25 protein-coding genes are annotated in these 19,892 nt (G+C 64.5%); 11 read left to right on the top strand and 14 right to left on the bottom strand.

Going from position 1 to position 19,892, the window contains the following annotated elements; translation table 11 throughout:
- Window positions 1-8: 8 nt before the first annotated feature.
- Together K289_RS0142385 and K289_RS0142380 are read right to left on the bottom strand one after the other, a co-directional pair.
- Window positions 9-275 (bottom strand): DUF2277 domain-containing protein, encoded by a 267-nt coding sequence (locus K289_RS0142385; RefSeq protein WP_027556825.1) that lies wholly within the window; start codon window positions 273-275, stop codon window positions 9-11.
- 107 nt (window positions 276-382) lie between these two features.
- A complete protein-coding gene (locus K289_RS0142380; protein ID WP_084788974.1) occupies window positions 383-1,075 on the bottom strand; it encodes a helix-turn-helix transcriptional regulator in 693 nt (230 codons plus the stop codon).
- Between the two features lie 138 nt (window positions 1,076-1,213).
- Between K289_RS0142380 and K289_RS0142375 the strand changes: the two genes are divergently transcribed.
- The 3 genes from K289_RS0142375 to K289_RS0142365 all read left to right on the top strand — a co-directional run bounded on the left by K289_RS0142375 (window position 1,214) and on the right by K289_RS0142365 (window position 2,837).
- Window positions 1,214-1,621 carry a nuclear transport factor 2 family protein gene (locus K289_RS0142375; RefSeq protein WP_035688256.1) on the top strand — a complete coding sequence of 136 codons (408 nt, stop codon included), beginning with the start codon at window positions 1,214-1,216 and terminating at the stop codon, window positions 1,619-1,621.
- 186 nt (window positions 1,622-1,807) lie between these two features.
- Window positions 1,808-2,155 carry a hypothetical protein gene (locus K289_RS0142370; protein ID WP_027556822.1) on the top strand — a complete coding sequence of 116 codons (348 nt, stop codon included), beginning with the start codon at window positions 1,808-1,810 and terminating at the stop codon, window positions 2,153-2,155.
- A gap of 76 nt (window positions 2,156-2,231) precedes the next feature.
- The gene (locus K289_RS0142365; protein WP_027556821.1) at window positions 2,232-2,837 is read left to right on the top strand and encodes a pyridoxamine 5'-phosphate oxidase family protein; all 606 of its coding nucleotides are present in this window, start codon (window positions 2,232-2,234) and stop codon (window positions 2,835-2,837) included.
- Between the two features lie 107 nt (window positions 2,838-2,944).
- Here the strand turns inward: K289_RS0142365 and bfr are convergent, their stop codons facing one another.
- The 3 genes from bfr to K289_RS0142350 all read right to left on the bottom strand — a co-directional run bounded on the left by bfr (window position 2,945) and on the right by K289_RS0142350 (window position 4,305).
- Complete coding sequence (bfr, locus tag K289_RS0142360; RefSeq protein WP_027556820.1) at window positions 2,945-3,433, bottom strand: bacterioferritin; 489 nt, start codon at window positions 3,431-3,433, stop codon at window positions 2,945-2,947.
- A gap of 132 nt (window positions 3,434-3,565) precedes the next feature.
- Window positions 3,566-3,838 (bottom strand): bacterioferritin-associated ferredoxin, encoded by a 273-nt coding sequence (locus K289_RS0142355; protein WP_027556819.1) that lies wholly within the window; start codon window positions 3,836-3,838, stop codon window positions 3,566-3,568.
- Window positions 3,839-4,005: 167 nt separating this feature from the next.
- Window positions 4,006-4,305: a hypothetical protein gene (locus K289_RS0142350; protein WP_027556818.1), complete on the bottom strand. Its 300-nt coding sequence runs from the start codon at window positions 4,303-4,305 to the stop codon at window positions 4,006-4,008.
- Between the two features lie 117 nt (window positions 4,306-4,422).
- Here K289_RS0142350 and K289_RS0142345 point away from each other — a divergent pair, with 117 nt between their 5' ends.
- Both K289_RS0142345 and K289_RS0142340 read left to right on the top strand, forming a co-directional pair.
- On the top strand, window positions 4,423-4,749 hold the full coding sequence (locus K289_RS0142345; RefSeq protein ID WP_027556817.1) for a hypothetical protein: 327 nt from the start codon (window positions 4,423-4,425) through the stop codon (window positions 4,747-4,749).
- A 210-nt stretch (window positions 4,750-4,959) separates the two neighbouring features.
- Window positions 4,960-5,241, top strand: a complete 282-nt coding sequence (locus K289_RS0142340) for a hypothetical protein (protein ID WP_027556816.1) — start codon at window positions 4,960-4,962, stop codon at window positions 5,239-5,241.
- 87 nt (window positions 5,242-5,328) lie between these two features.
- Here the strand turns inward: K289_RS0142340 and K289_RS0142335 are convergent, their stop codons facing one another.
- Entirely contained in the window at window positions 5,329-6,555 is a 1,227-nt protein-coding gene (locus K289_RS0142335; RefSeq protein WP_027556815.1) for a lytic murein transglycosylase, read from the bottom strand.
- Window positions 6,556-6,562: 7 nt separating this feature from the next.
- A complete protein-coding gene (gene ettA / locus K289_RS0142330; RefSeq protein ID WP_027556814.1) occupies window positions 6,563-8,212 on the bottom strand; it encodes an energy-dependent translational throttle protein EttA in 1,650 nt (549 codons plus the stop codon).
- Between the two features lie 235 nt (window positions 8,213-8,447).
- Here ettA and K289_RS0142325 point away from each other — a divergent pair, with 235 nt between their 5' ends.
- Window positions 8,448-8,663, top strand: coding sequence for a hypothetical protein (locus K289_RS0142325; RefSeq protein ID WP_027556813.1), 216 nt, complete (start codon window positions 8,448-8,450; stop codon window positions 8,661-8,663).
- Between the two features lie 137 nt (window positions 8,664-8,800).
- The gene (locus K289_RS0142315) at window positions 8,801-9,763 is read left to right on the top strand and encodes a D-2-hydroxyacid dehydrogenase family protein (protein WP_027556812.1); all 963 of its coding nucleotides are present in this window, start codon (window positions 8,801-8,803) and stop codon (window positions 9,761-9,763) included.
- A 75-nt stretch (window positions 9,764-9,838) separates the two neighbouring features.
- Here the strand turns inward: K289_RS0142315 and K289_RS0142310 are convergent, their stop codons facing one another.
- Window positions 9,839-11,029, bottom strand: coding sequence for a L,D-transpeptidase (locus tag K289_RS0142310; protein WP_027556811.1), 1,191 nt, complete (start codon window positions 11,027-11,029; stop codon window positions 9,839-9,841).
- Window positions 11,030-11,391: 362 nt separating this feature from the next.
- Between K289_RS0142310 and K289_RS0142305 the strand changes: the two genes are divergently transcribed.
- Entirely contained in the window at window positions 11,392-12,189 is a 798-nt protein-coding gene (locus K289_RS0142305) for a hypothetical protein (protein ID WP_027556810.1), read from the top strand.
- A 3-nt stretch (window positions 12,190-12,192) separates the two neighbouring features.
- Here K289_RS0142305 and sseA read toward each other — a convergent pair whose 3' ends face one another.
- Complete coding sequence (gene sseA / locus K289_RS0142300) at window positions 12,193-13,050, bottom strand: 3-mercaptopyruvate sulfurtransferase (protein WP_027556809.1); 858 nt, start codon at window positions 13,048-13,050, stop codon at window positions 12,193-12,195.
- Window positions 13,051-13,052: 2 nt separating this feature from the next.
- Here sseA and K289_RS51370 point away from each other — a divergent pair, with 2 nt between their 5' ends.
- Entirely contained in the window at window positions 13,053-13,190 is a 138-nt protein-coding gene (locus K289_RS51370; RefSeq protein WP_156918494.1) for a hypothetical protein, read from the top strand.
- A 27-nt stretch (window positions 13,191-13,217) separates the two neighbouring features.
- Here K289_RS51370 and K289_RS0142295 read toward each other — a convergent pair whose 3' ends face one another.
- Window positions 13,218-13,631, bottom strand: coding sequence for a rhodanese-like domain-containing protein (locus K289_RS0142295; protein WP_027556808.1), 414 nt, complete (start codon window positions 13,629-13,631; stop codon window positions 13,218-13,220).
- A gap of 156 nt (window positions 13,632-13,787) precedes the next feature.
- Window positions 13,788-14,963, bottom strand: coding sequence for a VWA domain-containing protein (locus K289_RS0142290; RefSeq protein ID WP_027556807.1), 1,176 nt, complete (start codon window positions 14,961-14,963; stop codon window positions 13,788-13,790).
- A gap of 123 nt (window positions 14,964-15,086) precedes the next feature.
- Between K289_RS0142290 and K289_RS0142285 the strand changes: the two genes are divergently transcribed.
- Entirely contained in the window at window positions 15,087-15,332 is a 246-nt protein-coding gene (locus tag K289_RS0142285) for a GlsB/YeaQ/YmgE family stress response membrane protein (protein ID WP_027556806.1), read from the top strand.
- A 109-nt stretch (window positions 15,333-15,441) separates the two neighbouring features.
- Window positions 15,442-16,284 (top strand): MoxR family ATPase, encoded by an 843-nt coding sequence (locus K289_RS0142280; RefSeq protein ID WP_027556805.1) that lies wholly within the window; start codon window positions 15,442-15,444, stop codon window positions 16,282-16,284.
- Window positions 16,285-16,393: 109 nt separating this feature from the next.
- On the opposite strand, the gene K289_RS0142275 is transcribed toward K289_RS0142280, so the two are convergent.
- From K289_RS0142275 to K289_RS0142265, 3 genes are all read right to left on the bottom strand, one after another.
- Window positions 16,394-18,040 carry a GMC family oxidoreductase gene (locus tag K289_RS0142275; protein WP_027556804.1) on the bottom strand — a complete coding sequence of 549 codons (1,647 nt, stop codon included), beginning with the start codon at window positions 18,038-18,040 and terminating at the stop codon, window positions 16,394-16,396.
- A gap of 19 nt (window positions 18,041-18,059) precedes the next feature.
- The gene (locus tag K289_RS0142270; RefSeq protein ID WP_027556803.1) at window positions 18,060-18,653 is read right to left on the bottom strand and encodes a GNAT family N-acetyltransferase; all 594 of its coding nucleotides are present in this window, start codon (window positions 18,651-18,653) and stop codon (window positions 18,060-18,062) included.
- Between the two features lie 185 nt (window positions 18,654-18,838).
- Entirely contained in the window at window positions 18,839-19,765 is a 927-nt protein-coding gene (locus K289_RS0142265) for an SMP-30/gluconolactonase/LRE family protein (RefSeq protein WP_027556802.1), read from the bottom strand.
- Window positions 19,766-19,892 lie beyond the last annotated feature (127 nt).

Here is a 19,892-nt window from a genome sequence, read left to right as displayed (position 1 = left end):
CGGAGCCGCTAGCCGAAGCGCAGGCGCGAACGCTCCTTCGCGCGCTCCGCCTCGACCTCGCGATCCCGTGCCGGCGCGTGGGTATGCAACGAAGTCAGCAGCCGCCGCGCTGCGTCCGACACCTCAGCCACCGCGCGGTTGAAGGCCTCCTCATTGGCCTGCGAGGGCTTGTTGAAGCCGGACAGCTTGCGCACGAATTGCAGCGCGCTGGCATGGATTTCATCCTCCGTCGCCGGCGGCTCGAAGTTGAACAGCGTCTTGATGTTGCGGCACATAAGTTCCTCCTGAAAGGCGCTTCTGTTCAAGGACGATCGGCGTCGGCCCGATGCTACATGCCGCCTCCGCCGCTGTCATCGGCACCCGGCATCCCGGACACGACACGTCAGAACGGAATGGGGACGCCAAGCCGCGCGAAGAAGGCGCGGCCCTTCGGCGTGAGGCGAAGCGCGCGTGGAACGCGATGCGGCGTCAGCGCATGCGTTTCGACCAGCCGCTTCAGGATCGCATTGGCAAACGCGCCCGCCAGATGCGGAACGCGCTCGGTCCAATCGTTGCAGAGGCGCATGTGCGGATCACGGCCCGGTTTGACGTCGATCGCCTCGGCTCGGCACCACGCCAGGCCATTCTCGGTGAGTGAGCCCTCGCGGCCGCGCAGCGCAATCAATTCTCGGCACACCAGTCCGTCCAGCAGCGCCACGCCGAGCTGGCCGGCGAGATGACAATAGCAGGTCCGCGACTGCCGTAGCTGTGCCGGCACGCCGCGCGTTCGTTCAGCATGATCGGCCCTCGCGGCGACATTGACGAGGTTCTCGATCAGGCCCGCGACCTCATCGTCGGCAATCCGATAGTATCGGAACCGGCCTTGCTGCCACACCGAGAGCAGGCGCGCCTCCGTCAGCTTCTGCAAGTGCGCGCTGGCGCTTTGCGGCGACACGCCAGCAAGCGATGCCAGCTCGCCTGCGGGCAGGGCCTTGCCGCCGAACAGCGCACTCACCATGGCCTCGCGCGCGGGATCGCTCAAGGCCTCGGTGGGCCGCGAAAACCCCGATTGTACCGACCTTCGTGCCATCACCATTGAGAACTCCCGCCCCTGATCTGGGCCTGCTGCCGCGTCATCGCAACCACGCCAAAGCCGGTCATTTCAGAATTCCGTGAAACTTTGCCGGTGCGTTCTCTGCGATCCCCAGGCGATGTCACCCCGGAGGATACCATCATGAACAACGAAGCACGCCAAAGCGACGCCGAACGCATCTGCAAGCTGTGGGATGAAGCCCTCGGCAACAAGGACCTCGAAGCATCGCTTGCACTCTATGCCGATGACGCATCCATCGAAAGCCCGCTGGTCCAACACCTGATGAAGACGCCGACCGGTATCGTCAAAGGCAAGGACAATCTGCGCGCCTTCATTGCACGCGTGTTCCAGACCAATCCGCCACAGCGCAAGCGGTTCAAGCAAGGCTTCTTCACGGACGGCCGTATCGTCACCTGGGAATATCCACGGCTCTCCCCGGATGGCGACCAGATGGAGCTGGTCGAGGTCATGGAGATCGACAAGGGCCTGATCCAGCGCCACAGGGTTTATTGGGGCTGGTACGCGCTTGGCTTTCTCAGGCACGAATGAGCCCGTCCCGCCTGGCGCCGAGATATTCCGCTGGCGCGATGCACCGCATCATGTGCGGTGCGTCGACGCCGCATATTATTTGAGCATGCAAGGCGACGGCAGCTCGGGCTTAATCGCGTCAACGACACGAATCGACGGGCGGGACAACCGCGCGCGAGTAGCGTGACACGCGATGAGGAGGATCGCATGCGCAGGCTTGCACTCTGGATGGCCGCTATGCCCGCGCTTGCGAGCAGCGCTCTCGCATTCGACAACGGGCAATACGACAACGTCCCACCCGATATCCGCGCCTGGTTCAAGAGCGTGATGGCGCCGAACGGCGTACCCTGCTGCGACATCTCCGACGGACACCGCACCGATTACGACGTTCGCGACGGCACCTATTGGGTGCCGATCGAGGGCCAATGGATGGCGGTGCCCGAGCGCGCAATCATCCGCGACCGCGGCAACCCGGTCGGCCAGGCCGTGGTGTGGTACGTCCACCACCGCGGCGCCATCATCATCAGTTGCTTCGTGCCAGCGGATGCGGTGTAGCGCAGAGCGGCATGGCGGATTGGCTGGGGGGGCCCGATCAGGTAGTTTGACGCGAAGCTGATCCGGAGGCACGCTCTTGACCGATCTTTGCGCCGACGACCTCACCGCCATCTATCCGAACCCGTCTCCACGCGTAATCGCGAAAGCGCGTCCCGCGGTCGATGCGCATGCGAAGAAGTTCATCGAGATGTCCCCGTTCTGCGTGCTCGCGACATCAGGCGCCGACGGCAGCGTCGATGCCTCGCCGCGCGGCGGCAGCACGGGCTTCGTCCATGTCGCCGGCCCTAACCAGCTGCTGATGCCCGATCGTTCCGGCAACAACCGCATCGACAGCTTCAGGAACGTCGTCGAAGGCTCGGGCTTCGTGCATCTCTTGTTCTTCGTGCCCGGGATCGACGAGACGCTGCGCGTCGGCGGCCGCGGCACGCTGTCGGCCGATCCGGACCTGCTCGCCTCGATGGTGGAATTCGGCAAGCCGCCGCGCGCGGTGCTGAACGTCGCGGTCAGCGAAGTCTATTTCCACTGCGGCAAGGCGCTGATGCGCTCGAAGCTGTGGTCGCCGGATGTGAAGGTGCAGCGCTCGGTGATGCCGAGCATCAGCCAAGTGATCCACGATCAGACCAGCCTGGGCGAGCCCGAAGGCCAGGACGTGGTGGAAGCGCGGTACAAGACACAGCTTTAGCTGGCGCACCAAGCAAAACGTCGTCGCGGCCCCGCGCGCAATTGCGCACTAGGCCGGGACGACATGGGAGTGTGTGGCTAACGCGGAGTCTACGGCGACGCCGCGGCTTAATGTCCCTCGCCCTCGAGCCCGCCGACGTGCTTCTGGGTGTAGAGTTCGAGGCCGATGCGGCCGATCAGGTCGAGCTGGGTCTCGAGGAAGTCGATGTGGTGCTCCTCGTCGCTCATCAGCTTCTCAAAAAGGTCGCGCGTGACGTAGTCCTTGACGCTGTGGCAATAGGTGGCCGCTTCCTGGTAGAGCGCTCGCGCGCTCATCTCGGCAGCGAGATCGCAGTCGATGATCTCCTTGACGTTCTGGCCGATGCGCAGGGGATCGAGCACCTGCATGTTCGGGAAACCGTCGAAGAACAGGATGCGCTCGGTGAGCTTGTCGGCGTGCTCCATCTCCTCGATGGACTCCTTGCGCCAGACCTTGGCCATGTCCAGGAGGCCCCAATTGTCGAGGAAGCGGTAGTGCAGCCAGTACTGATTGATCGCAGTCAGCTCGTGACGCAGTGCCTTGTTGAGATATTCGATAACTTTTGCGTCGCCCTGCATGATTCACTCCAGCTCTTGCGGCTAAATCGGTAATAAACCGAATTTAGAACGCTTCTAAAACAGTTTCGGGACGAGGGCAACCGGCCACGCGGCCGCAGCCGGGGATAAGCTCAGCTGGCGAAGGTGAGGTTTTCAGCAGGCCGCGAGGGCGAAATCGGCCGGCTCGGCGGTCTCGTCATTGGCGGCCACCTGATGATTGTGCGGGCAACCGGCACAGCAGGCCTTGGCGCAGGGACCGAGCGCTTCGTCGATGATGGTCTTGATGGTGCGGGCACAGCGGCCGCATTCGGCGCTGCAGCCGAGGCATCCATAGACCTGCTTGGCATGACGTATGGCGTCGTCGGAATCGCCGACGGCGGCGCGGATGTCGTCATCGCTCAACACGTTACAGGAACAGACGATCATGGAAAGCAGCAGGCCCTTCAGTGATGCGCCATTATCGATATTTAACGGGCCGTCCGGATGCAAAGGGAAAAACTGGTATTTGAAGCTATTCCAAACTGAGCCGGACAAAGCCTAGAACGGCTCTAAAATGCGGTATTGCGCTGGATCAAGATTGGACCGGATGCGGCCTAATCGCCGCCACCGCCTCCGCCGCAGCTATCTCCACCGCCACCGCAATCTCCGCCACCGCTACTGTCGCTGCTGGAGCAGCTCACGCTGTCGCTCGAGCTGCCCGAACTGTCGCTGGAAAACCAGCTCCCCAGCGAGAAGCCATCGCTTGTTCCGGAATAGCCGTCGCTGCTGTTATCAGCGCCACCGCCCGCGCGCGCCCGCCGGCGGTCGCTGTTCTCCACACGTGTTATCAGGACATAGCCGATCACGGCCGCGATCCCGGCGCCGATCAGGGCATTCATCAGCAGGTTGCTCATCGTTTCTCCCCGGACAGGTACCCATTCGTCGTGCCCGGCGGAGCCGTCGTTCATTGATCATTCAAACGAAGTATGGAACCTTGCCCCAAAGAGTTCCGTGTGTGAAAGGTTATCCCTATGAAGAAGTCGTTCCTGGCAGTCGCTGCCGTCGCCACCCTGGTCCTGACTGCCGGGACCCCGGCCCATGCGCAGCGCGGTGTCGCTGCAGGCGTGGCGGCCGGGATCATCGGCGGCGCCATTGTCGGCGGTGCCCTGGCATCTCCGTATTACTACGGACCCGGCCCCGGCTACGGCTACTACGAGCCGGGCTACTACCCGCCCCGCTACTACGCGCCGGGCCCGGGCTATGTCGCCGACGACTATTACGGCGGCTGCGTCTGGCAGAGGCAGCGCTTCTGGGACGGCTATGCCTGGCGCTCCCGCCGCGTGAGAGTCTGCGGCTGAGGCGCGAGAAGCCGGTTCATTAATGGCGCCGTTCATCTCGGGGCCTGAAAAAGACCGCTTTTTCTCGTCACAGCTCCGTGCGCGTTTACCGGGGATTGACCATTTGCGCGCTTCCTAGCCCAGAGGCCAATTCCATCAGAGTCTGCGTGAACCTTTGAACCCCTGGCGTTCCTAACAAGGAACGTCCCATCTCCCAGGAGAGCCAAGAGCATGAAGAAGACTTTAGTTGCCGCCCTCACGGTTGCGACGGTCGCCGGTTCGCTGGTGACCGCCACTCCGTCCGCGAAAGCCGGTGACGGCGTCGGCGCCGGCATCGCGGCCGGCCTGATCGGCGGCGCCATCGTTGGCGGTGCCATCGCGTCGAGCCGTCCGGCCTATGGCGGACCGGTCTATGTGGCCGAGCCCCCGCCGCCCGCGCCCTGCTACTGGCAGCGCCAGCGTTACTGGGACGGTTACGGCTGGGTCATCCGCCCGGTTCGCGTCTGCTACTGATCTGATCGCATGGCGCAAACGCGCCGCGATCGAAGCCCGGCCGAACACATCGGCCGGGCTTTTTTCTTTGAGGGAGAGTAAAGCTCGCTAGCGCGCCGCCTCGATCGAGCGCAGCACCTCTTCGCTCGGCCAGCAATCCATCTTCAGTCCCGCCGACTTCTGATAGACGCCGAGCGCAGCACGCGTGAGCATGCCGGCCTTGCCGTCGATCTTGTCCTTGTAGAGCCCAATGCGCGTCAGTCCGCGCTGCATCGCCTCGACATCCTTGGTCCGCAACTGTTTCGACGCAGACCACGGCGTTGCGAACGGCAGCGGGCTGGTCATGCGGTCGCTGAGATGGCCGACGAACAGCACATAGAGGTCGGAGAAATTGTATTCCTTGATGACGAAATAGTTCTTCGTGGTCAGGAATGCCGGACCGTAAATGCCTTCCGGCTGCAATAGCGAGGCCGGCTGCGCCTGCTCCGCGGCGCTCAATTTTTGCCCGCGCACCGGCGCAAAACCTTCGCGCAGCCACTGGCCGATCGGCTTCGTCACCTCCGGCACGCCGATGCTGCAATCAACTTTCGCCGGCGCCTGCACCTCATAGGCCCAGCGCAGGCCGCTCTGCCAGCCCTTGTTGACGAGCTGCTGCGCGGCCGAGGCCAGCGCATCCGGCACCGAGTGCCAGATGTCGACGCGGCCATCGCCGTCGAAGTCGACGCCATGCTTGTAATATTCGGACGGCAGGAACTGCGTGAGCCCGGTCGCGCCGGCCCAGGACGAGCGCATGTCCTTGCGCGTCACCACGCCCTCGCCGAGGATTTTCAGCGAGAGGATGAACTCGCTGCGATACGTGTCCTTGCGACGACCGACATAGGCCTGCGTCGCGAGCACGCGGACGAGATCGTAGGGCAGCGTGTAGCGGCCATAGTCGGTCTCGCGGCCCCAGATCGCGAGCATGACGGTGGCGGGCACGCCGGAGCTCTTCTCGATCTGCGTCAGAGCGGCGCTATATTTTTGCAGCAGCCGCTGCCCCTCGCCCGCAAGCCGCGCAATCGAGGCTTCCTTGATGTAGTCCGCCGGCACCTGCACGAATTCGGCCTGCGACGGCGCGCCGGTCGCGGGCCGTCCCGGCAGGATCAAATCAGGCAGCTTGTAGTCAGGCTCGAGCCCGCGCGTCTGCTCGTCGAACGTCGCGCGCGACACGCCGACGGCCTGTGCCTCCGGCCAGAGCGAAGCGATGAACTGGGTGAAGGCGGCGTCAGCGGCGCGGGCGGGTGACCCGCCGCAAGTGACCACAATCACCGCAGCGATGAGCGCCCGCCACATCATGATCAGATCACCGTGTCAGCTTCTTGTACTTCACGCGGTGCGGAATGATGCTGTCCTGGCCGAGCCGGCACATCTTGTCCTTTTCGTAGTCCTGGAAGTTGCCCTCGAACCATTCGACATGGCTGTCGCCTTCGAAGGCCAGGATGTGGGTCGCGATGCGGTCGAGGAACCAGCGATCGTGGCTGATGATGACGGCGCAGCCGGCAAAATCTTCCAGCGCCTCTTCGAGCGCGCGCAGCGTGTCGACGTCGAGGTCGTTGGTCGGCTCGTCGAGAAGCAGCACGTTGGCGCCGGACTTCAGCATCTTGGCGAGATGCACGCGGTTGCGCTCACCGCCGGAAAGCGCGCCGACCTTCTTCTGCTGGTCCGCCCCCTTGAAGTTGAACGACGAGCAGTAACCGCGCGAATTCACTTCCTTCTTGCCGAGCAGGATGAGCTCGTTGCCGCCGGAGATTTCCTCCCACACGGTCTTCTTGCCGTCGAGCGCATCGCGCGACTGGTCGACATAACCGAGATGCACGGTCTCGCCGACCGTGATCGTGCCCTTGTCCGGGGCTTCCTGCTTGGTGATCATCTTGAACAGCGTGGTCTTGCCGGCGCCGTTGGCACCGATCACACCGACGATGCCGCCGGGCGGCAGCTTGAAGGTGAGATCGTCGATCAAGAGGCGATCGCCAAAGCCTTTGCTGAGGCCTTCGAAGTCGACGACATTGGCACCGAGCCGTTCGGCGACGGGAATGATGATCTGCGCGGTCTGGGCCTGCTTCTCGCTCGCCTGCTTGAGCAGCTCTTCATAGCGCTGATAGCGCGCCTTGGATTTGGCCTGACGCGCCTTCGGCGAGGACGCGACCCATTCCTGCTCGCGGGCGAGCGTCTTCTGGTGCGCGGCATCCTCGCGGCCTTCCTGCTCGAGCCGCTTCTGCTTCTGCACCAGCCAGGACGAGTAGTTGCCCTCATAGGGAATGCCGCGGCCGCGATCGAGCTCGAGGATCCAGCCCGTGACGTTGTCGAGGAAGTAGCGATCGTGGGTGACGATCAGGATCGCGCCGGGATAGTTGCGCAGATGGCCTTCCAGCCACGACACCGACTCGGCGTCGAGATGGTTGGTCGGCTCGTCCAGCAGCAAGAGCTCGGGCTGATCGAGCAGAAGCCGGCACAGCGCGACGCGGCGGCGCTCGCCGCCGGAGAGTTTGGTGACGTCGGCATCATCGGGCGGACAGCGCAGCGCGTCCATGGCTTGGTCGACCTTGCTGTCGAGATCCCAGAGGCCCTGGGCCTCGATCTCGTCCTGCAGCTTGGTCATCTCGTCGGCGGTCTCGTCAGAATAGTTGACCGCGAGCTCGTTGTAGCGGTCGAGGATCGCCTTCTGCTTGGCGACGCCCTGCATGACGTTCTCGCGCACGCTGAGTTTGGGATCGAGCTGTGGTTCCTGCTCGAGATAGCCGACGCGGGCGCCCTCCGCGACCCAGGCCTCGCCGGTATACTCCTTGTCGAGGCCGGCCATGATCTTGAGCAGGGTCGACTTACCCGAACCGTTGACGCCGAGCACACCGATCTTGGCATCCGGATAGAAGCTCAGGTGGATGTTATCGAGCACCTTCCGGGTCGGGTAGCTCTTGGTCAGGCCCTGCATGAAATAGATGAACTGGCGCGCCATCGGTCCCGTGAAACCTTCGATTTGAGGAAATTTGCTTGCCGCCGATGTAGCGATCCCGCCCGGAAAGGGCAATGTTTTCCGTCCGTTCACCACGGATGGATACGGAATGGACACCATGCGGGCACAGATCCGTACAATTGAAACCATTTTTTAATAAAGCAGGCCAAAGCTCGCCTCAGCACTGAAAAAAGTGCCACCCGCGCAGAACGAGCGGGGACAACAATGAGGCTGCGTCATGGCTCTGATCGAAACCACTTCCTTTTCCGTCCCGGCAGAAGCCGGCCGTTCCGCCAGCCTCATTGCGGAGATCAAGAGCTTCTGGAAGGGCTTTTTCGCCACCGCCTTCAACCCCTATCGCCCCGAGCTGCACTACATGCGCGGCCCCGGACCGGCCTGGCGCGCCAAGCACGGCATGGATGCGCCGATCCGGCTGAAACCCCGCGATCTCTGAGCCTCTTGCCTCATCCCCTGTCGGATTTTTGAACACGCGAGCGGCTTGCGCACGCCGCTGATTGCGCGCAACCATGCCCCGGTTCCGATGATGGCGCCCCCGCTTGCGCCGCCACCTCTCGCCATGGATGAACGCTGATGACGCGGCTGCGCTGTGCAATTCTCGACGACTATTTCAACATCGCCCTCAACGTCGCCGATTGGGACAAGCTCGCCGACCGCGTCGACGTCACCGTGTTCAGCCATCCCTTCGCCTCCGAGCAGGCCGCGGCCAGCGCGCTGGCCGACTTCGAGATCATCTGCGCGATGCGCGAGCGCACCGCATTCCCCCGGAGCCTGTTCGAGGCGCTGCCAAAGCTGAAGCTGCTGCTCACCTCCGGCATGCGCAACGCCTCGATCGACATGGAAGCAGCCAAGGCGCGTGGCGTCGCGATCGGCGGCACGCAATATTCGCGCGATCCCACCGCCCCGCTCACCATGGGCCTGATCCTGGAACTGACGCGCGGCATCGGCCGCGAAAATGCGCGCATGCACGCGGGCGAGCCCTGGCAGACCTTTGCCGGCGTCGAGGTCGAAGGCCTCACGCTCGGCGTCGTCGGGCTCGGCAAGCTCGGCAGCAAGATGGCGGGCATCGCGAAGGCGTTCGGCATGAACGTGATCGCCTGGAGCCCGAACCTCACGCCCGAGAAGTGCAAGGAGGCCGGCGTCGGCTATGCCAGCAAGGAGGAGCTGTTCGCCAAGGCTGACATCATCACCATCCATGTGGTGCTGAGCGAACGTTCGCGCGGACTGGTCGGCGCTGCGGATCTCGCGCGGATGAAGCCGACAGCCTTTCTCGTCAATACCGCGCGTGGGCCGATCGTCGACGAGGCGGCGCTGCTGGAGGCGTTGCGGCAGAAGAAGATCGCGGGCGCCGGCATCGACGTGTTCTCGGTCGAGCCGCTCCCCGTCGATCATCCTTTCCGCAAGCTCGACAATCTCGTGCTGACGCCGCATCTCGGCTACGCGACCGAGGACGGCCTGCGCATCCACTACGGCCAGATGGTCGAGGCGATTGACGCCTGGACCAAGGGCAGCGACCTGCCGCGCAAGCTCGCCTGACGACCAAACTGACCTGAAACGAAAAAGGGCGTGCCCGCGGCACGCCCCTCCGTAATCTGAGTTCTCGCTAAGCGCTTAGCGCACGGTGACCGGTGCGGGCAGCGGCGGCACCACTGTCGGCTGTGTGCCCCCGACCGGACCGGCCTGGGCCGCCATCGGTGCCTGCGCGGCAGCACCGGGCGCCGGCGCAGCCGAGGCCGTCGCCGTTGGCGGGTTGCCCGGCATCACCACCACGCGGGTGCCGACCTTGACGCGATCGAAGAGGTCCGAGACGTCCTCGTTCAGCATGCCGATACAGCCGGAGGACACGAACTTGCCGATCGTCGACGGCTGATTGGTGCCGTGGATGCGATAGACGGTCGAGCCGAGATACATCGCGCGGGCACCGAGCGGATTGCCGGGGCCACCGGCCATGAAGCGCGGCAGATAGGGCTGACGCTCGATCATCTCCGTCGGCGGATGCCAATCCGGCCACTCGGCCTTGCGGGTGATCTTCTGCACGCCGGTCCAGGTGAAGCCGTCGCGGCCGACGCGCACGCCGTACCGGACCGCGCGGCCATTGCCGAGGACGTAATAGAGGTAGGTGTTCGGAGTATCGACGACGATGGTGCCGGCCGGCTCCTTGGTCTGGAACGCGACTTCCTGGCGGCGCAGGTTCGGCGCCAACTGCGCCGGCGCAGCGTCGGGCTGCTCCTCGGGCGGCAGCGAGGCGACCGTCATCGGACGGCCGTCGCTGCCGATGGCGGGCTGCTGCCCGACCGCGCCGGGACCGTTGACCGCCTCCGGCGGACGCAGGCCATCGTTGGCAGGCGTCTGGGCCGGACGGTCGGCATAGATCACCGGCGGCGGGCCATCGCGGCGGCCGTAGCGCGGATCGTCGGGTGACATCACCGGGCCCTGCGGCGCGGCCGAATAGGTCGGAGCGCCGGCGGGACGTCCATAACGGGGATCATCCGGCGACATCACCGGGCCTTGCGGCGGGGCCGCTGAATAGACCGGCGGCGCACCTGCGGGGCGGCCATAGCGCGGATCGTCGGGCGACATTACCGGGCCGGTGGGGCCAGGCGGCGGCAACGCCGCCTGCGGCATCGCGTCGTCATCATCGTCCAGCGCGTCGAAATTCGGCGTGCGGTCGCCGGGACGATATTGGGACGGAGCACCATAGGATGGCGCCTGCTGTACCGGATACGTCTGGGCCTGTGCGAGCGAGGTTCCCGCCGCAGCGACTGTTGCGGCAGCGCATATCGTCAGAAAATGTTTGATCATCATCGCTCTTGTGTAGTCCCCAGGCCCTTCCGGACCGCCAACGGGCAGATGACCGAAGATAGCGGCACATTCAAGACATATCCGGTTTATTTCGCCCGCTTTGGCGATTTGTGATCCCAGTTGACCGTTGCAGCGGCGCATCACGGGGCGGAAATCGCATCAAGCCGTAGATTGCCGGAGTTCTCCGCCTTGTTTTTGAGGGAATGCGCGGAAGCGTTGCGGTATGGTCGAATCAGCCTGATTCGTCTCCGATTTGAGCTTCGACCCCCGCGTGGCGAACGCGGCAATCAGTACCGTCACCGCGTTCAGATGGCTCAAGGGCCCCGGCGGTCAGCCGCCAGGGCGGAAATCCGTATCCTTCGATGCTTCCCGGCTTTCGCTTCCTGTTTGCCGCGATCCTGCTGTCAACCTCAGTCTTGGTGTTCGGCTTAGGCGCCGCCGCGCTGCTGCGGGCGAGCCATGAGGAGTACGTCAACAACCCCTCCTGGCGGAACGGTCCGCAGGAGCAGGTGTTTGCGCAGAGCTCCGCGCCGGTCCTCGCCGCCTTGCGCGCGGAGCCGGAGCCGGCGGCCGACGAGGCCACGCCATCGCTGCGAGACCAGGTCCCGTCCATCGCCATGCCCGCGGTCGAGGCCAAGCCCGAGCAGATGGCCGCGGTGACGCTTGAAACAAATGCCCAGCCTCCGCAACAAGTCGCCGATGCGGCGCCGACAGCCGTGGCGCCGCCGGCCGCTGAGGCACCCGCCGCCGAATCGGCCAGGACGGAGACCGCGCCCGCGGCTCCCGCTGACACGCTCACCCCGGCCGACACCAAGGCTGCCCTTCCCGAGGACAAGCCGGCGCCGGTCGCTGCCGTCGCCGAAGCACAGCCGCCCCAGACGACGGCTGCCCTGGCCTCGCCTGCCAGCGACAGTGCGACGGCCAAGTTGGCCGCGCTGAACGAGCCTGCGACTACGACGGTGAAGGATGCGCCCGCGCTGGCCAAGGCCGACACCAGCACGCCGGAAAGCAAGGCGACCAAGCCCCGCGCGCACAAGAAGAAGCGGCACCGCATCGTGCGGCGCCCGCCGCCTCCTCCGGTGCAGCAGCAGACCTACTACTATCCGTTCATGCAGCCGCAGCCGACGCTTGCCGCGACGCCCACGCGTTCCCGCCAATAAGGCTTACGCCGGCCCGGATGCTATCGGCGGGCCGCTCTCCTGGCCCCACTCCGACCACGAGCCGTCATAGAGCGCAGTCTCGGTGATGCCGAGCCGGTAGAGCGCGAGCGTCAGCACGCCGGCCGACACGCCGGAGCCGCAGCTTGTCACGATCGGCGCATCGAGCTTGACGCCGGCGCCGGTGAAGGCGGCGCGCAGATCATCGAGCGGCTTCATCTCGCCGGTCGCGGCATTGAACAGGCCGGCATAGGGCACGTTGCGGGCGCCGGGGATGTGGCCGGAGCGAATGCCCGGCCGCGGCTCGGCCGCGCGCCCCTCGAAGCGCTCGGCCGGACGCGCATCGATCACCTGCTCGGCACGGCTTTCGACGTTGGCGACCAGCTGCTGCATGCTGCGCACGCGCTTCGGATCGTAGCTCGCCTTGAACGTCGCAGGCTTCGGCTTCACCTCGCCGCTGTCGACCGGACGCCCCTCGGCCCGCCACTTCTTCAGCCCACCGTTGAGAATGCGCACGTTGTTGTGGCCATAGGACAGGAACATCCACCACGCGCGCGGCGCCGCGACCCAGCCGCCGGCATCGTAGATCACCACCGTGTCGGCATTGCAGATGCCGAGATTGCCGACATCGCGGCCGAACTGCTCGGCGGTCGGAAACATGTGCGGCAGCGGATTGGAATGGTCCGACACCGCATCGACGTCGAAGAACACCGCGCCCGGCAGATGCGCGGCGAGATAGTCGTCTTTCGGCAGCGGCAGCACGCCCGGCAGCTTGAAGGTGGCGTCGAGCACCTTCATATTGGCGTCGCCAATGTGGGCAGCGAGCCATTCGGTCGAGACGAGGGGATCGGCGGGGGTGGTCATCAATGCATTTCCTTTTCGTCATTCCGGGGCGCGACGAAGTCGCGAACCCGGAATCCATTCACCCACAAGCTCTGCTGCCCGATGGATTCTCAGATGCGCAATTGCGCATCAAAGCTCGCGCTACGCGCGCCCCGGAATGACGGGAGGAGAGAGCGAGGCGGTATCTCTCAGCCCTTCTTCTTCGGCTCCCACGCCTCCGTCGGACCACCGGCGTCGCGCCAGGCGGCGTAGCCGCCGGCGATGTGGGCGACGGGTTTCAAGCCCATGTCCTGTGCAGTCTTGGCGGCGAGCGCGGAGCGCAAACCGCCGGCGCAGTGGAAGACGAACTTCTTGTCCTCCTGGAAGATCGGCTTGGCGTAAGGGCTCTGCGGATCGATCCAGAACTCGAGCATGCCGCGCGTGCAGGCGAACGCGCCTGGGATGCGGCCGTCGCGCTCGATCTCGCGGGGATCGCGAATGTCGACGATGACGACGTCGCCGTTCTTGGATATCTCGATGGCGTCCTTGGCTGCGAGCGTCTCGATCTCGGCATTGGCCTCGTCGATCAGCGCCTTGATGCCGCGGGTGATGGTCTGGGGCATGTGCTTCTCCCTCGTTTCTCTCTCGTCATTTCGGGGCGATGCGAAGCATCGAACCCGGAATCCATTTCTCCACCAACGCCGCGGCCAGATGGATTCTCAGATGCGCAATTGCGCATCAAAGCTCGCGCCACGCGCGCCCCAGAATGACAGCGGATGCTAGTGCGTCAACTCCTTCATCGCCCCCTCAAGCCCCTCGATCGTGATCGGGAACATGCGGTTGGCGAAGATGCGGCGGATGATGGTGGTGGATTCAGAATAGTCCCAGTGCTTCTGCTGCACCGGATTGAGCCAGACCGCATGCGGATAGGTGCGGATGATGCGGTCGAGCCAGACCGAGCCCGGCTCCTCGTTGACGTGCTCGACCGAGCCGCCCGGCACCATGATCTCGTAAGGGCTCATCGAGGCGTCGCCGACGAACACGACCTTGTAGTCGTGCGGATATTTGTGCAGTACGTCCCAGGTCGGCGTGCGGTCGGTGAAGCGGCGCTTGTTCTGCTTCCACACGCCTTCATAGAGGCAGTTGTGGAAGTAGAAATACTCCATGTGCTTGAACTCGCTCTTCGCCGCCGAGAACAGCTCCTCGACCTGCTCGATATGCGAATCCATCGAGCCGCCGATATCGAAGAACACCAGCAGCTTGACCGCGTTGCGCCGCTCGGGGCGCATGACGACGTCGAGATAGCCGTGATTGGCGGTCTCGCGGATCGTATTGTCGAGATCGAGCTCGTCCGGCGCGCCGGTGCGCGCGAATTTGCGCAGGCGCCGCAGCGCCACCTTGATGTTGCGGATGCCGAGCTCGACATTGCCGTCGAGATCCTTGAACTCGCGCTTGTCCCATACCTTCACCGCACGGTTGTTGCGGTTCTTCTCCTGGCCGATGCGGACGCCTTCGGGATTATAGCCATAGGCGCCGAACGGCGAGGTGCCGGCGGTGCCGATCCACTTGCTGCCGCCCTGGTGGCGGCCCTTCTGCTCCTCGAGGCGCTTCTTCAGGGTCTCCATGAGCTTGTCCCAGCCCATGGCCTCGATCTGCTTCTTCTCTTCCTCGGTGAGATATTTCTCGGCGAGCTTCTTCAGCCACTCCTCGGGGATCTCCGCCTTTTCCATGGCGTCGAGCAGGCTTTCCAGCCCCTTGAACACCGAGCCGAAGACGCGATCGAACTTGTCGAGGTTGCGCTCGTCCTTCACCAGCGCCGAGCGCGACAGGTAGTAGAAGTTCTCGACCGTATAGTCCGCGAGGTCGGCGTCGAGCGCCTCCATCAGCGTGAGGTATTCGCGCAGCGTCACAGGGACCTGCGCATCGCGCAATGAGGTGAAGAATTGCAGGAACATGAGTGACAGATTGCCCGTCGGGTGGCTTCCGTCAAGGGGCGCCGGCCGCCTCTCGAAGCTGGACCGGGACGCTTTTTGCTCTAGAATTGGGCCGCTTGAGGCTTGGTTTTGGGGATCTTTGTCATGGGAATCATCGCAGCGCTGATCATCGGCGCGATTGCCGGCTGGCTCGCCGGCAAAATTGTCCACGGGGCGGGATTTGGCCTCATCGGCAACATCGTGGTCGGCATCATCGGCGCGCTGGTCGCGAGCTGGATCCTGCCGCAGCTCCACATCGAGCTCGCCAGCGGCACGTTCGGCGCCATCGTGGACGCCACCATCGGCGCGGTGATTGTGCTGGTCATCCTTTCGCTGATAAAACGGGTCTGAAAGCTTGACCGAACCTTCGAACGGCCGCTTCGAGCGGCCGTTCCTATGTCTGGCCGAGGCCAACCCTGACGGACTTGGCCTCGCGCCGACGACCAACTAAGGACGCGCAATGAAATTTACCGGCACCAAGGACTATGTTGCGACCGACGATCTCAAGGTCGCCGTCAACGCCTCGATCGTGCTGGAGCGCCCGCTCCTCGTGAAGGGCGAGCCCGGCACCGGCAAGACGGTGCTGGCCGAGGAAGTGGCGAAGGCGCTGAACGCGCCGCTGCTCACCTGGCACATCAAGTCCACCACCAAGGCGCAGCAGGGCCTCTACGAGTACGACGCGGTGTCGCGCCTGCGCGACAGCCAGCTCGGCGATGCCCGCGTCTCTGACATCAAGAACTACATCAAGCGCGGCAAGCTGTGGGACGCCTTCACCGCCGAGCAGCGCCCGGTGCTCTTGATCGACGAGATCGACAAGGCCGACATCGAGTTTCCGAACGACCTCCTGCTCGAGCTCGACCGCATGGAATTCCATGTCTACGAGACCGGCGAGACGATCAAGGCGAAGCAGCGCCCGATCATGATGATCACCTCCAACAACGAGAAGGAGCTGCCGGACGCCTTCCTGCGCCGCTGCTTCTTCCACTACATCAAATTCCCCGACGCCGAGACCATGGGCCGGATCGTCGACGTCCACTTCCCCGGCATCAAGAAGCGCCTCGTCGAGGAAGCCTTGCGCATCTTCTTCGAGGTGCGCGAGGTGCCCGGCCTGAAGAAGAAGCCCTCGACCTCCGAGCTGCTCGACTGGCTGAAGCTGCTCCTCAACGAAGACATGAGCGTCGAACAGCTCCGCGAGCGCGACCCGCGCAAACTGATCCCGCCGCTGCACGGCGCGCTGCTCAAGAACGAGCAGGACGTGCACCTGTTCGAGCGGCTGGCGTTCTTGAGCCGGCGGGAGGTGTAGGACGACTCCTCGTAGGATGGGTAGAGCGAAGCGAACCCCATCAAGCCCTGTCCGAGGGCAACAACGGTAATGGGTTTCGCTGCGCTCTACCCATCCTACGAAAGCACCCTCATGCCACCGCCGCTTCCGGAATCCGCGCGGCTTCCATCGGCTGCTTGCCGCGGATCAGGTCGGAGGCGCGGTCGGCGATCATCATGGTCGATGCATTGAGGTTCGCCGAGATCATGCGCGGCATGACGGAGGCATCGATCACGCGCAAGCCTTCGAGGCCGTGGACGCGGAGCTGGTCGTCGACGACCGCCCAGGTGGAATCCGCCGGACCCATGCGGCAGGTGCAGCCGGGGTGGAAGGTGGTGGTGCCGCGCTCGGTCGCAGCGTTCAGGAATTCGTCGTCCGTGTTGACGTTGGGGCCGGGGAAATCCTCGTAGGCGTAGTAGGGCGACAGCGGCGCGGACTTCAAAAGACGGCGCGCGAGCTTCATACCGCCGACGATGACGCGGCGGTCGAGCTCGGCGTCGAGATAGTTGGTCTGGATGATCGGCGGCGCAAACGGATCAGCCGAGCGGATGCGCACATAGCCACGGCTCTCGGGGCGCTGCTGCCAGGAGGCAACCGTCATGCCGGGCTCGTCCTCGAGTTGGCCCTGCACGCCTTCCTTGTAGGACGCGGGCGTGAAGGTGAGTTGGAGATCGGAGCTCTCCGCGCTCTCGCGGGAATGCCAGAAACAATAGACCATGGTCGGCGACAGCGACAGCAGGCCTTTGCGCGCCGTCGCCCATTTCAAGGCCTCGACCCAGAGATGCCAGCCGCGGCGAAGCTCGTTGATGGTCTTGATGTCCTTCACCCGCGCCACGGTGCGCGGCGCGTAATGGTCCTGAAGGCCCTCGCCGACGGGAAGCGCATGACGCACGGCGATGCCGTGGGCCTGCAGCAGGTCCGGCGAGCCGACGCCGGAGAGCTGCAAGAGCTGCGGCGAATTATAGGTGCCGCCGGAGAGGATCACTTCCTTGTTGGCGCGCACCTCGACCGGCTGGCCGCCGCGGCCGCCCTTCGTGTAGCGCACGCCGACCGCCCGCTTGCCCTCGAAGATGATCTCGGTCGCATGCGCATGCGTATGCACATGCACGTTCGGCCGCTTCATCGCGGGCTTGAGGAACGCAGTCGAACCGGAGACGCGCAGGCCGTTGTTGATGGTGCGCTGGCAGTAGGAGACGCCTTCCTGCGTCTTGCCGTTGTAATCGGGATTGCGGGGAATGCCGAGCGAGACCGCGCCTTCCATGAAGGCTTCGCAGAGCGGATCGCGCCAGTCCATGGTCGTGACGGTGAGATTGCCGTCGCGGCCGCGATAGGTGTCCTCGCCCTCGCCGACACGCTTCTCCAGCCGCTTGAAGTAAGGCAGCACGTCGGCATAGCCCCAGCCGCGATTGCCCATCTGCGCCCAGGTGTCGAAATCCATGCGCTGGCCGCGGTTGTAGATGTGGCCATTGATCGAGGACGAGCCGCCGAGCGTCTTGCCGCGCGGCGCATAGATGCTGCGCCCACCGGTCCAGGGCCCCGGCTCTTGCTGGTAGGCCCAGTTGATGCTCTTCATGTGAAAGGTCTTGATGAAGCCCGCCGGCAGATGGATGTAGGGATGCCAGTCGCTGGGCCCGGCCTCGAGCACGCAGACGCTGGTTGCGGGATCTTCGCTGAGCCGGCTGGCGAGCACGCAGCCGGCAGAGCCCGCGCCGACGATCACATAATCAAATCTATCCATGGTATCCGCCAGAAGCCGCTCAGCGCGGCTTGTCGTTGAGTTGATAACTCAAATGCGCCTTCACCGTCGGCCATTCCGCGGCGGTGATGCTGTAAACCACGGTGTCGCGCAGCGTGCCGTTGGGCGCGACCTGATGGCTGCGCAGGATGCCGTCCTGCTTCGCGCCCAGACGCTCGATCGCGCGGCGGCTCTGTTGATTGAAGAAGTGCGTGCGGAACTCGACCGCGATGCAGTTCAACGTCTCGAAGGCATGGGCGAGCAGCAGCAGCTTGCACTGCGTATTGAGTGGCCCGCGCTGCGCGCTCTTGCCATACCAGGTCGAGCCGATCTCGACGCGGCGGTTGGTGGCATCGATGTTCATGTAGGTCGTCATGCCGACGATGTTGCCGGCGGCATCGAACACCGTGAACGGCAGCATCGAGCCCGCGGCCTGCAGGCCGAGGCGGCGATCGATCTCCTTGCCCATGTTCTCCGGCAGGGGAATTGCGGTGTACCAGAGCTTTGAGAGCTCGCCGTCCTTCACGGCCTCCACCAGCCCCTCACGATGCTGGTGCGACAGCGGCTCGAGACGGGCATGCTGTCCGCGCAGGGTGATGGGATCGGGCCAGGGCATTGATGTCTACTCCAGAAAAAATCACCGGTCATTCCGGGGCGACGCGAAGCGTCGAGCCCGGAATCCATTCAACCACAAATTCTGCGGCCCAATGGATTCCGGCCCTGGGTGCTCGCGCACGCATCCCCATTGCGCGAGTGCGCAATGTGGAATGACGAAGGTATGTATCGGCACATCTTGTACATTCACTTGTTCAAAAAGTTCAACGGCAAACCACCGCGCGGCCAGTCCATGGCGATCAGTTCGCCCTTGCCCGACAGCGTGATGTAGGCGGTCTTCAGCTCGGGGCCGCCGAAGGCGATGTTGGTGGTGACGCGGTCGCCGGTCGGCACTTGCTCGACCAGCGCGCCGTCGGGCGCGATCACCGAGATGCAGCCGGAGACGAGGGTCGCCACGCAGACATTACCGTTTGCCTCCACCGCAAGCGAGTCGAACATCTGATAGCCGCCAAGGCCGCAGATCGGCTTGCCGCGCTCGCCGCGGTAGATCGCGTCGCGCGGCTTGAGCGTGCCGGGCGCGGAGAGCTCGTAGGCCCAGAGCCGCCCCGTGGGCGTCTCCGCGATGTAGACGGTGTTCTCGTCCGGCGACAGGCCGATACCGTTCGCCGGCAGCACCCCGTGCACGACCTCGACGATCTCCTTCATGCCGGGCTTGAGGTAATACATGCCACCGACGTCCATCTCGCGGGCGCGGCGCTTGCCGAGATCGGAGAACCACAGGCCGCCCTGCTTGTCGAAGACGAGATCGTTCGGGCCGCGCAGATCGTGCTCGCCGCACTTGGTGACGACGGTCTCGACCTTGCCGGATTGCAGGTCGACGCGCTGGATCGAGCCGCCGAGATAGTCGTCGGGCTGCGGGCCCGGCATGATCGTGGTCCGGGTCGGGATCCAGGAGAAGCCGCCATTGTTGCAGACGTAGATCTTGCCGTCGGGCCCGAGCGCCGCGCCGTTCGGACCGCCCGGAATCCTGGCGACGATCTCCTTGCGGCCGTCAGGATGGACGCGCGTCAGGCGCTGGCCGCGGATTTCCACCAGCACGACCGAGCCGTCCGGCATCACGACCGGCCCTTCGGGAAACTCGAGGTCGGTGGCGAGAACGCGGACGTTGGACATTCTGGGACCCTCCCGGCTGCTTGTTATGGCTTGCACGGGATGTCCGGCACGGGGCCCCGCAGGCAAGCTTTGCCTGCGGTTATGACAAAGTCACTGAGCCTTGCCAAGCAAGCGGGCAGGAATGCCA

Origin of the sequence: Bradyrhizobium sp. Cp5.3 (assembly GCF_000426265.1) — a bacterium.
GTDB lineage: Bacteria > Pseudomonadota > Alphaproteobacteria > Rhizobiales > Xanthobacteraceae > Bradyrhizobium > Bradyrhizobium neotropicale.
Note: the sequence above shows the minus strand (reverse complement) of the source record. Positions and strands in the feature narration are given on the sequence as shown.